This is a genomic window from Albibacterium bauzanense, from assembly GCF_004339765.1.
In the GTDB taxonomy this organism is placed as follows: Bacteria; Bacteroidota; Bacteroidia; order Sphingobacteriales; family Sphingobacteriaceae; genus Albibacterium; species Albibacterium bauzanense.
In genome coordinates, this window is sequence record NZ_SMGO01000002.1 from 182,742 (window position 1) to 195,308 (window position 12,567).

Annotated in this window: 9 protein-coding genes; 3 read left to right on the forward strand and 6 right to left on the reverse strand. The window is 37.3% G+C overall.

Annotation, left to right across the window (positions count from 1 at the left end; genetic code table 11):
* Positions 1 to 5 precede the first annotated feature (5 nt).
* The 4 genes from C8N28_RS06630 to C8N28_RS06645 form a co-directional block, all read right to left on the reverse strand.
* Positions 6 to 2,450 carry a TonB-dependent receptor domain-containing protein gene (locus tag C8N28_RS06630; RefSeq protein WP_132222863.1) on the reverse strand — a complete coding sequence of 815 codons (2,445 nt, stop codon included), beginning with the start codon at positions 2,448 to 2,450 and terminating at the stop codon, positions 6 to 8.
* A gap of 171 nt (positions 2,451 to 2,621) precedes the next feature.
* Positions 2,622 to 3,872, reverse strand: coding sequence for a sensor histidine kinase (gene porY / locus C8N28_RS06635; RefSeq protein ID WP_132222865.1), 1,251 nt, complete (start codon positions 3,870 to 3,872; stop codon positions 2,622 to 2,624).
* Positions 3,872 to 4,552, reverse strand: coding sequence for a response regulator transcription factor (locus C8N28_RS06640; protein WP_132222867.1), 681 nt, complete (start codon positions 4,550 to 4,552; stop codon positions 3,872 to 3,874). Before C8N28_RS06640 ends, porY begins: the two co-directional genes overlap by 1 nt.
* 270 nt (positions 4,553 to 4,822) lie before the next feature.
* The gene (locus C8N28_RS06645; protein WP_132222869.1) at positions 4,823 to 5,998 is read right to left on the reverse strand and encodes a formimidoylglutamase; all 1,176 of its coding nucleotides are present in this window, start codon (positions 5,996 to 5,998) and stop codon (positions 4,823 to 4,825) included.
* Positions 5,999 to 6,111: 113 nt separating this feature from the next.
* Between C8N28_RS06645 and C8N28_RS06650 the strand changes: the two genes are divergently transcribed.
* Together C8N28_RS06650 and C8N28_RS06655 are read left to right on the forward strand one after the other, a co-directional pair.
* The gene (locus C8N28_RS06650; RefSeq protein ID WP_132222871.1) at positions 6,112 to 7,065 is read left to right on the forward strand and encodes an SDR family NAD(P)-dependent oxidoreductase; all 954 of its coding nucleotides are present in this window, start codon (positions 6,112 to 6,114) and stop codon (positions 7,063 to 7,065) included.
* Between the two features lie 33 nt (positions 7,066 to 7,098).
* On the forward strand, positions 7,099 to 8,391 hold the full coding sequence (locus C8N28_RS06655; RefSeq protein ID WP_132222873.1) for an HAD-IB family phosphatase: 1,293 nt from the start codon (positions 7,099 to 7,101) through the stop codon (positions 8,389 to 8,391).
* 35 nt (positions 8,392 to 8,426) lie between these two features.
* Here the strand turns inward: C8N28_RS06655 and C8N28_RS06660 are convergent, their stop codons facing one another.
* Complete coding sequence (locus C8N28_RS06660; RefSeq protein ID WP_132222875.1) at positions 8,427 to 9,557, reverse strand: TlpA disulfide reductase family protein; 1,131 nt, start codon at positions 9,555 to 9,557, stop codon at positions 8,427 to 8,429.
* A gap of 150 nt (positions 9,558 to 9,707) precedes the next feature.
* Here C8N28_RS06660 and C8N28_RS06665 point away from each other — a divergent pair, with 150 nt between their 5' ends.
* Positions 9,708 to 10,772, forward strand: coding sequence for a branched-chain amino acid aminotransferase (locus C8N28_RS06665; RefSeq protein WP_185140129.1), 1,065 nt, complete (start codon positions 9,708 to 9,710; stop codon positions 10,770 to 10,772).
* 4 nt (positions 10,773 to 10,776) lie between these two features.
* Here the strand turns inward: C8N28_RS06665 and C8N28_RS06670 are convergent, their stop codons facing one another.
* Positions 10,777 to 12,558: an AsmA family protein gene (locus C8N28_RS06670; protein ID WP_132222879.1), complete on the reverse strand. Its 1,782-nt coding sequence runs from the start codon at positions 12,556 to 12,558 to the stop codon at positions 10,777 to 10,779.
* Positions 12,559 to 12,567: the final 9 nt, after the last annotated feature.

The following is a 12,567-nucleotide window of genomic DNA, read 5'->3' on the forward strand; positions in this document are numbered from 1 at the left end:
CTCAATTACATACCCGGGCCGCCTACATCGCCGCCACCCATATCGTCACCACCCATATTTGGCTCTTGATCGCCAGAGTTTCTTGCAGCACCTTCTTTCAATGAACCGAAGGTGTAGCTTATGCTAAAGCTTAAATAACGCGACTGTCTTCTAAAATCACTTACTTCAACGAAGTTCGGCTGTGTTAATGTTCTTGAAAACTGTTGGTTGTTGAAAACATCTGACAAGCGCAATGCTAAATTAACTTTCCTATCCAATACTGCTTTCCGTAAACCGATATCACTAATCAACATACCTTTCATTTCTCCTTGAGCAATGGCTCTAGGACCCATATAGCGAACAAAAGCGTATCCTCTAAAACCATACGGCAATGGGAAGAAGGTTGAAAAACGACCTGTTAAAGATACATTTGAGTTCTCACGGTCAAACCCAAGTACTTCACTTTTTCGTACACCTATATTTAAACGTACATTCCATTGTGGAACAATGTCTGCACTGGCACCTGTTTCCAATCCATAATAGTTCTCTTTACCAATATTATCGAAAGTGGTAAAAGATATCCCCTCAGAATCTACTGTTGTAATTCGCTGAATAGGATTATTACTGTTTCTATAGAAAACCGAAGCAAAAAGATTAAACTGATTGATAAACTTTCCGTAGCTAAATTCGAATGAGTTAGTAACACTTGGCTTCAATTCAGGATTACCGGATTGAATATTCTCAGGATTTGAATAATCTATAAACGGACTCAATTGATTCCAACGAGGGCTACGTGCTCTGCGGCTGTAACTAACCTTAATATTATCTTCATTCTTTAAACGATACGCAAGATTAACCGTTGGTATCAGGTTCAAAAAGTTATTGCTGTATGATTGGCCCAACAAAGGTTGTTCCGCATCTAAAACTGATTTTTCTAACCTGGCACCCGCCTGCACACTTAAACGCTCAATACTAGTACGATACATGGCATACAATGAATACTGCTGCTCTTTAGATGTTAAATCATCCATCCTATCTGTCATAAGAACATATTCCTCTGTTTGAGGATCAAATTGATAAGGATTAAACTGATCGCTATCCTTCTCCCAGTCTCCTCTAAATCCAGCCTCTAAACTCGAATTCTCTCCAAGAGGCTGAACATAGTCACCCTGAACAGTAAAACCATGATCACCTCCGGTAGAAACCTGGCGTTGCAGATAATCCAACTCATCCCAATCACTTTGTTGATCAAATATCTCGGTTTGATCATTATCTCTTGTTGAATAATATGCCTGTAAGTCAAGTATTTGATCCTCATTAGCAAATGTTTGCTTAAAATCTATCCCTGCTCTATAATTCATCATCGATCTTTCAGAACTAATAGCCCGATTATAACCCGATGTTAATTGATTATTATCATCCAATGTGCGTGTAATCAATGTTTCATTTTCATTCTCAGTATCCCGTCCTAAACCAAAGAAAACACCAAAAGTACTTTTATCAGTTACTTCATAAAAAAGGTTACCTGTATAAGAAAAATCACTTTCCTTTTCTAAACCATTTCGCTGCTGATCGGTAGAAAACGAAGGGCTTACTAAGTTCTGTCTGAAAACACTGCTGTTAGAAGGATCACGTTCAGAGTCAAAGCTAATGCTATTGTTAAAACCAATCCTATTACGGGTTACATTCACATTAAGAGAAGGCGAATACCTGTTAGCCGTAGTAGTAGCCAAAGAAGCAATACCACTTACACCTATTAATCTATTTGATTTAGTAATAATATTTAATACAATTCCGCCCTGCTCTGTAGTATAACGAGCCGACGGGCTTGTTATCACTTCAACTTTTTCAATAGTTCCTGATGGAACCAATTTTAATACCGTTGCAATATCACTGCCATAAACCGTAGAAGGCCTGCCATCAATCAATACTGTTAAATTCTGCCCCATAACACTCGGACTTCCATTTTCATCCATTTCCACCATTGGTATCTGCTCCAATACTTCTGTAGCATTTACACTCATAGATTGAATATCAGGCGTCATATTAAAAGTTGTCCTGTCCAATCCATATTCTACCGCCGGAGCTGCCTTTTCTATCACCACTGCATCCAGCAAACGAGAATCCTGATTCAAGGTAATTACACCTAAATTATGTGAAGTTGTTCCTATTTGAATATTTCCAACCACCTTCTGAACAAAACCTACGAAACTTATTCGGATAGCATAATTTCCGGCTGCAACATCTGTAAACTCAAATCTTCCATTAGAAGCAGTTTGCATATCTTTAACAATGGTTGAATCCGGCAACCTTAATAAAGAAACCGAAGCCAGTTCAACAGCATCTTTTGCATCATCAACTACCTGCCCTCTTAACCCTCCTCCTTGTTGAGCAAAAGCGCCATGAACAGCAAATAGCAATCCGGCAATCAATACTAGTTTAACATTTTTAATTAACGTAAGTTTGAACATAACATCTAAGGCTTTTTAATTCATTTTATAATACCATCTCTATAGAGAGACACGGTTAAAAGTATATGGTTTAAAATTACCGCAGATATTTAAATACAATTTGATGCAAATTTGAAGGAATCTTGAAGTATGCCTTATAAGCACCTATCAATGGTAACAATTATAACGATATTAGAAAGAGAGACGAAGGATGTGCATACTATCCCGATAATCATAACTAATATCAATGTTGCTTTGCTCACAAATCTGCTTTACAATAGCAAGGCCCAAACCAACTGATTCATTACTCTGATTATTCTTAATAAAACGATTGAACATCTTCTCAGCAGGAAAATTCAAAGGGTCTCCTGAATTAGATATTTCCAACCTGGCAGGAGTTAACTCCACGCGGATAACCCCATCCTTTATATTATGGCGTATAGCATTTCCTATCAAATTATTCAATAAGATATTGCTCAATAAAGGATGGATCTTCACTTTAACATGATCTGCAATTTGCTTTTCTAAGTGAAGCGATTTCATCTCAATAAGCTCTTGGAATGCAAAAAGGCTATCATTCAATACCTGACTAAAATTAACTGTTTCCTGCGACTCAAATTCACGGTTATCAAGCTTCGTTATTAACGTTAACGACTGCCCTACTTTACTTAATTTCTCTACCGCATCATGCGCACTTACAATCAATTTAGCCTGCTCATCATCAATTTGCGACTCAAGCAATAACTCCAGCTTACCCATAATAATAGCAAGAGGAGTTTGCATTTCATGCGATGCATTTTCTGTAAACTCCTTTAAAGTCTGATAGTCTTTAAGCGCCTTATTCGTCATCAGGCTTAAGAAGTTATTCAATTTCTTAAATTCTGTCGTTTTCGTTTCCATCAGGCGAAGCGGCTTCTTCTGCTGCAATCTAAACTCTTGCATCGCCTTTAGGGTTCTATTAAAAGGCAATAAAACTTTTCTGGAAATCAATATACTTACCAAGCCGGTTACAACCAGCATAATCAAAAAGATAGTGCTGATAGATTTAACCACAGCAGTGGTAATATCGCGGGTGTCCACAATGGCCCCATAAGTTGAGATATAAAAATGATGACCGCCAATTATTTGTGACGTTGAAACCTTTAACTGTGGTTCTTTACGCCTTAAATAACGTGTATATACAAGCGTATCTGTTACGGAAAGCCTGGTTTTTGGGGTAGACATGGCCAGCTCACTGATCTCCATCCTATTTTGAGATAAGGAATCAGGAATAACTCCCCTGTTCAATTCTCTAATCGTAAAATCAATGTTCTTCCTCAAATACTTTACCTGCTCATAATCCACCTCTGATTTTATGGAATAATAAGAAAGCAAACCACCAATGATAAGCACCACAAAGGTGATTACTAAATACCAAAGAGTGAACTTCTGGATGAGTTTCATTACTTATTTGTGTTTAGCTTATACCCCAGCCCATATACTGTTTCAATATAATCTTTACCATCCGCCTGCACAATCTTCTTCCTTAAATTCTTAACATGCTGATAAACGAAATCAAAGTTCATAAGATTATCTGTATAATCACCCCAAAGATGTTCAGCAATGGTTTGGCGTGTCAATACACGATTCTGATTGGTAAGAAAATACAAAAGCAGCGCATACTCTTTCCGGGTAAGATCAAGCATGTTGTCATTTACACTTACCTCCATATTATCGGTATTAATATAAATCTCATTAAAGCGGATCTCATAAGCTCCCTGCAGATATTTTCTACGGTAGATAGCCTTTAAGCGCGCATTAAGCTCCGGCAAGTGGAATGGTTTTGTCAAATAATCATCTGCACCCAACTCTAGTCCGTTAACCTTATCATCTAACGAGTTTTTAGCAGATATAATAAGAATTCCACTATCAATCTTCTCTGATTTAATATGGCTCAAAATATCCAAACCATTTCCATCAGGCAGAATAATATCCAATACAATGCAATCGTATTTGAAACCATTCAGCTTATCAATCGCCTGAAAATGATTCGTAGCAAGTTCACAAATGTATCCTTCTCTGGTTAGGTAAGAAGTGATGTTTTGTGCTAATTCTTCGTTGTCTTCAATGACTAAAACCTTCATTTATAGCACAAATATATATTTTGTTTTTGATGAAACTTTGAAGCTAGCCTCTTACTAAAGAATTCACTTGTCCATACTTGACTAATATCAAACAGTAAACAGACAGTCCTTGACCAGTCCTTTTACCACTGCTTAACCACTGTTCAACCACTGTTTGACTACTGTTTAACCACTGTTTGAGTATAGCGAATTTTAAAGACGTTTCTTTTTAAGAACGAAACAGACAATAAGATTGAATATTTTACGCTGGAATATTATAAGGTTTCTGCCCTAAATTAGCTTTTGATAGGTTCTCCACCATAAATCAGGGAGTTCGCCATCAATGGCTATTTGGTAGTCTTCATAACGACAAGGAACCATGTGGTAGCGCTCGTTAACCGATTTGGTGTTCGGGTAAGGAACTTGCATCCACCAGCGATCTGACTTCTTGCTTTTCACAAAAACCACTTCATGCTCATCGGCAGTTAAAGAGGTTCGGTAGATCACATAAGCTGACTTTGGCTGCAATGGGAAGTCTTTTTTGCGGCCGTAATACCCATCAATGAAATACCAGATCATTTGTGATAACAGAATAGCTGTTTGTCCGTTTTGATCTAAATCCGGATTAAATTCATAAAATCCAATGGAAGTAAGCTTATCGCTCATACCTGCATAACGACACATTTGGCAGGCTTCTTCGCCGTAAAAACCATTGGGACCAGCATTCGCATTTGCGAAAGCATTCGATGAACGAATGGCTCCCATATCAAAACTTATCATATCGGCATTACGTAGTATGGGTTCTGCCTGCTCTATTTTACCTGAGAAAGTGCCTAAACGATAGACATCAAAAAGAAGCTTATCCAACACTTTAAGGCTCTCGGTATTAACGAAATAAGACTGATAGCCAATGTTGCTGAAATTGAACAGATAATTAGGTTGGTGAAGCATGATCTTATTTAAATAAGACCGCGATGTTGTATCGCTTTCTTCGCTGCTATCTTCTTCCAGATCGAAAGCCGGGTCAATAAGTACTAAATCTACCCTTTGTTCTAATTTCTCATAAGCCATGTATTGAGCATAAGTCAGATCTTGTCCGCCACCAATAATTATAGGCAGTATATTGCTTTTTACCAGCTCTGTAACAACTGTTTTTACAGCCGCATAAGTATCAGTTACTTGAAAGCCTTTTTGTATATTACCGAGATCAACAACGTTGATTTTATGTTCGCCCTGATGCAGCTGATAGAATTTCTTGCGGAAGGCATCTGCCGCGGAAGCACAGCCTTTATTATTAACAGCTTTGCGATCGTCTGCTACCCCAAATATGGCGATATCAACACCCTCCAAGTCAGGAAACTCTTGCTCATAAATTGTGATTATTGAACCAAGCTGACTATTAAGGAAGCCGGCTTCCTTCTTTATTTCCTGAACATTGACTGGAGTAAAAAAATCGATTAACGACATAAATTGGCTTAAAATATATGAGATGGTAAAACAGATAATTCCTACAAATATCCATTTAATACCTTACTTTTGAAAGTGAATAATGCATGAATTAATTTCCAAAAAATATTAATGTGATATTAGTAACGGGCGGAACTGGTTTTATAGGATCACTTGTAATCAAAAGCTTGCTAGAAAAAGGTAAATCTGTTTTAGCAATTAAACGTGCAAGCTCCATTATTCCACAAGAACTACTTTATAAGGCCAATCTATTCTGGTTTGATGCTGATGTAACAGACTATTTCTCGCTGGAAGATGTTTTTACCCAAGTTCGGCAAGTATATCACTGTGCTGGTATGGTTTCTTTTAATACAGCAGACAGAAAGAAATTAATGGATGTAAATGTAAAAGGAACTACACATATCGTTAATCTTTGCCTGGAGAAAAAAGCACGGTTAGTATACCTGAGTTCAGTGGCTGCTTTGGGTGAAGAAAAGGATAGCGGGTTTATTGATGAGAAATCAAAATGGGAATGGCACCCAAAACTAAGTGGCTATAGCATCTCAAAGTTTGAAGCCGAAAGGGAAGTGTGGAGAGGAATTGCAGAAGGTCTGGATGCTGTTATTGTTAATCCGACGATTGTAATTGGTGCTGATAATTCAAACAATACGGCTCAGCTGTTCTCTCTGGTAGACAAGGGTTTAAGATATTATCCTACTGGCAGTACCGGCTTTGTAGATGTTGAAGACCTGGCTTCTATCATGATCCAACTTATGGAATCGCCTGATATTTCAGGAACCAATTTCTTGATCAATAACATTAATCTAAGCTATAAGGAGCTTTTCCAGCAGTATGCCCGTATAGTAAAAAAAGCTCCTCCTTCTATTCCAACCAATCGCTTTCTTCTGGCTTTTGCCTGGCGGGCACAAACTTTGCTTTCGTTCCTTAAAATCATGAAACCAAAGCTCACGAAAGAGATCGCCCGCTCTTCCATCAAAAAGCATATTTATAGCAATGAAAAAATAATAAGCACATTAAACTATTCTTTTAAACCCTTTGATCTTAGTTTAGAAGAAATCAGTCATTAACAACTATATTTGCGTCAAATTTCATTAAACTTCATGAAAACAAATTACATCATAGATTTTGATAGCACTTTTACACAGGTAGAAGCGCTGGATGAACTAGCAAAAATCTCTTTAAAAAACAATCCGGACCGTCAGCAACACTTAGCCGATATTGCAGAATTAACAAACCTGGCAATGGACGGGAAGCTTTCTTTCCGTGAGAGTTTGACGCGCAGGGTGCAGCTTTTACATGCTAACCGTGAGCATCTGGATGCACTTATTAAAAAACTAAAGAAGAAGGTATCAGCCTCCTTTTCACGCAATAAGGAGTTTTTCAAAGATAATTCGAAAGATGTATATATCGTTTCCGGCGGATTCAAAGAATTTATTTGTCCGGTTGTAGGCAACTACCATATCTCTGAAGAAAATGTATATGCTAATACCTTTCTTTTTGATGAGGAAGGTAATATTTATGGCTTCGACGAAAAGAACCCACTATCAGAAGAAGGTGGAAAAGTTAAATTATTAAAGCAGCTGAAACTTGAGGGTAAAGTTTATGGTATTGGAGATGGATACTCTGATTTTCAATTAAAAGAATCGGGTATGATTGAAAAGTTCTATGCCTTTACTGAAAATATAGAACGTGCTTCTGTTTCATCAAAAGCGGATCATATTGCTCCTACTTTTGATGAGTTTTTATATATTAATCAGCTTCCACGCGCTATTTCCTATCCTAAGAATCGGATTAAATGCTATGTTGTTGGTGATGTGCCTCATCATGCCATTAAGTTCTTAGAAAAAGATGGGTTCAGCACCATTCAACTTAATAAAATTGAAGGTGAAGACTTAAGTGAAGCGGGAATGATTTTGTTTCAGGATGGACTTACTTTCTCCAATGAACAAATAGAAAAAGCATCTCGTTTAAAAACAATTGGTTACTTAGGAAATAGTAAACGTAAGATCGATAAGAACTTCTGTCTTCAAAAAGGTATCGTATTATTTGATGATAAAAAAGATACCTGGAAGAGTGCTGACTTTATTCCGAAGAGGATGGCTGATTTCATTAATAACGGTGATACAAAAATGAGCAGGAACTTCCCTAACCTGAAAGTTCCGTTAATGGATAACGCTCACCGTTTGATCCATATTCATGAAAATATACCAGGTATCATGGCGCAAATCAATGGTACCTTCCGGGATAACAATGTAAATATTGTTGCTCAGTTTTTAATGACTAAAAACGGGATAGGTTATGTGATAACCGATATTAGCAGAAAGTATGACAAAAAGCTTTTAACAGAATTAAAGTCGATTGCACATACTATTAAATTCAGAGTACTTTATTAAAAAATCTATTTAAACTAGTGGGATTAATGATTCCACTAGTTTAAAATTCCTGCCAGCGTGGTATGCAGTTCTTCACCACGAATATTAGTTGCAATGATTTTTCCGTTAGGATCCAGTAAGAAGTTTCTAGGGATAGCACTTACACCGTATTTCTTAGCAACCTCATTATTCCAGAACTTAAGATCAGATACCTGAGCCCAGGTTAATTGATCATCCTTAATTGCCTTCAACCAGGCGTTTCTGCCTGTTTCACGATCCAAAGAAACTCCTAATACAGTAAATCCTTTATCTTTATACTTGGTGTAAGCAGCCACGATATTGGGGTTTTCCTGACGACAAGGAGCACACCAACTTGCCCAAAAATCGACAAGAACATATTTACCATGAAACGAAGAAAGCGTTATGGGATTGCCATCCGGGTCGTTCTGTGTAAAATCGGGTGCGATTGCTCCCACCATAACCAGTTTTCCTACTTCAATTTGTTTTCGCAATGCTTTTGCCGACTCCATTTCCTGAAGCTCAGGCGATAGTGCATTCAAAAGAGGTTCTACCAAGGCTACATCAGGTACGGGACCAGCTATTTCAACCAAGGTTTTTAAGCTTAAAAGAGAATTCGGTGTAGTTTTGATGAAATTTATATAAGCTTCATCCTTTTCTTTTTGCAGCGCATTGTATTCACTCTCTAAACGTTGATTAAATTCTTGAGAGTTCAATTCCTCTTGTGTAGCTTGACTGAATTTCTTTCTGAAAGCTTTCTCTTTAGCGGTTACTGCAGCTAAGCTTGAATTTAACTTATAACGATCATCGTTTAGCGGGGTTCCCGACAAAACTGCATTATAGATGGAATCGGTTCCTTTTATACTAATTGCTCCACCTTCCAGAAATAGATTTAAAAGATCAGGACTGCTCAATTTAGACATCCCTACACCTTTGTGATCAATTGTTAAGAGAGCATCACCCGGCTGACTCACGACTCCGGCAAATGTAAATTTACCTTGGTTAATTGATGTTGAATCTATCTTTCTCTGCGCTCCATCACTGTATATAAGATAAGCTTTAGCAGTATTTGGAACATTCGTTATTTCTCCTGTGATCGTATAGCTCTCTTGCGCAAATACCATAAATGGTAACACAGCAAAAGCACTTAATAACATTCTCTTAATCATTGTATTTTCTTTTTATTTGAGAGATATTCAGACAATCCCTCCAAGCAAAATTAACTATTTACAAATAGATCATCGTCATATAAAATTAATATTAGAATTCAAATCCTTTTTTTCTTAAATTGCGCTAGTATAGGTAAAATATAAAATATCGTGGAAAAAGTGCATTCTATAGAAGTTGAGCAAACAACGTCGTCTCGTTTAGCCCAAGTAGATTTTGAGAATCTGAAGTTCGGACATATCTTGTCTGATCACATGTTGGTAGCAGAATATAATAATGGTGCGTGGCAAAGCGTCAAGGTTGTACCTTATGGCAATATCGTCATGAGTCCTTCTAGTTCATTTATTCATTATGGACAGTCAATTTTTGAAGGAATAAAAGCTTATAAGCAAGAGAATGGGGATGTAAGTATTTTCCGTCCGGATCAAAATCATGAGCGTTTTAATAAATCAGCTGCTCGTTTAGAGATGCCTACTGTTCCTGCCGAAATTTTTATGGACGGTCTGAAAACATTAATTGATCTGGATAGAGATTGGGTACCTCCAACAAAGGATGCTTCTTTATATATTCGTCCTTTTATGTTTGGGACCGAGGCTGCATTGGGCGTACATCCTTCTGCTAGTTATACGTTTATGATTATTACGAGCCCTGTTGGTTCTTATTATAACAAACCGCTGCGATTAAAAGTAGAAACTCATTATACACGTGCCGCTAATGGCGGTGTAGGGTTCTCTAAGAATGCAGGTAATTATGCGCTATCTCTTCATCCAACTAAGTTGGCTCAAGAAGAAGGTTTTGACCAATTAATTTGGACAGACGCAGAAGAACATGCTTATGTAGAAGAAGCAGGAACGGCCAATCTTTTATTTAGAATTGGGGATACGCTGATAACTCCTTCTTCAGAAACCATTTTAAGAGGCATTACGCGATTAAGCATTATGGCGATTGCTGAGAAATGGGGCTTGAAGACTGAATCTCGCAAAGTATCTGTTCAGGAGTTAATTGATGGAATTGAAAATGGTTCGGTTACGGAAGCTTTTGCTGCTGGTACTGCAGCTACATTAACCCCAATTGCAGAAATAGGATATCAAGGAAAAATATATAAATTAAGCGATCCGGCGACACGTGAATTTTCAAATAAGGTTTTACAGTATTTGAATGATTTACGCTATGGAAGGATTGAAGATGAATTTGGATGGAATTTAGTGGTTGATTAAACCACTATTCCTCTTCCTTTTTCTTAAATACCCCTTTAATAAAAGACCCCACTTTCTGAGCAGCTTGTTTTGTATTCTCAACTCGCTGCTTAGTTTGTTCGGCTGTCTTTTTTAGTTTCATTTCTCGCTCTGCACTTACACCAACACTTGTTTTAACGCCCTGGAATATACTTTTCCACATGAATTTAAAAATCGAATAGGTGGATGGACGTCTGTAGTAAACAACGCCGGGAATGTATTCGCCTAATTCAGTCGGATTACTGCTATTAATAATAAAGCTGTTTGCAACTGTAGAAGCAATCTTACTTTTAACAACACCCTTCTCTTCTAACATCAATAGCTTAACTTTTAGATTATTATATCGGAAGTTTACTGTACCGCGGGCATCCCTTTCATTTGCTTTAAAATTAAAGGCAAGGCTCCTAATATTAGCTGAATTTATCTCTACTTCTGCCAGCGGCATCAATACCCGATTTAAGACTCTGCCATTCATAGCGTTTAACTTACCCTGAAATTCAAAGGCACCAATCTCCGAAACCAGATCAAAATGGAGATTCGTTTCCAAAGTTGCGGCATTCATAAATTTACTTTGCATAAAAACACCCATAATTGCATTGCGGCTGATGGCTATAGAATCATTGGTAACATTGGTAAAACGGATAGTGGAATTATTAAACGACAGCTTACCCGTTTCCTGGGTTACCTTACTTAACTCTTCATAAACAATATCTGTATTCAGAAGGTTCAGCGTATCAATGTTTAAATTCCACGCCAATTTCTGTAATTGCTGCTGAGGGTCTTTCCCCTTTTTACTTGCAGGAGTCCGTGCATAATTGGTATTATTATAAATCTCAACTGCCCCCTTTCCAATATCAATTCTCTGGGCATGAAAACGTTGATTATTCAATAGTTCAGGAATATTTATATTCTCGATCAATAAAGAATCAAAAGCTAAATCAAAGCGCTCTGTTGGTTTCTCCACCACCTTATAAAAGTCGGCTTTACTTTGTCGTGGCTTTAGCTCTACCCTATTAATTTTTAAGCGTTTATCTGTTGTTGAGAAATCTATTGCTGAAAGGTTGATGTAATACATGCTGTCTCGGGTAGCAATTTGATAGCTATCCATTTTAAAGTCAACTCCCGATGAATAATAAATACGCGATGAATCCTTCTGAGAAAGTGAATCGATCAGGAAATCATGAACAGCGATATTGATATTCTTTAGCTTGGTTTCTTTTGAATCTTTCAGTGTATTGTTTCGATAGGTGAAGTTTAGGTTATTTACATTGAAATTATCGATACGGAGCTCTTTAAGGATCTTTGATAATTTTTGATAAGGCGTTTTCTTCTCTTTTACCAAGATCGAATCATTCTGCGATAAATCTTCATTCATAACCAAGACCGTAGGATCTTGCACCATAATTTCATCAACATTCAATCTCTGCTGCTTATACAACCTGGTGGGATGGAAATTCTTAATCTTAATTGACTTGACCTGAATGGAATACTGGTTATCAGGAGCATCGCCTGTTGTCTTTAAGCGTTCATAAACTTCTTTAATAGGAGTTAATGAAACATTCGTGAGATAGGCATTTCCACTGTACCAGCTAAAATCAAAGTCTTCGTAACTTAAGTGATAAAGGCCATCAGAAGAAGCGTTGACAAGAGCCTGCAAACGTTCACTAAGAATGGGTTTCCAATGCCGGCTTATGTACCAGGAACCAACCGCTACTATCAAGATTAAAACTACCAATATGGCGATAAGCACCTTCCAAATTCTTTTCATATAGATAAA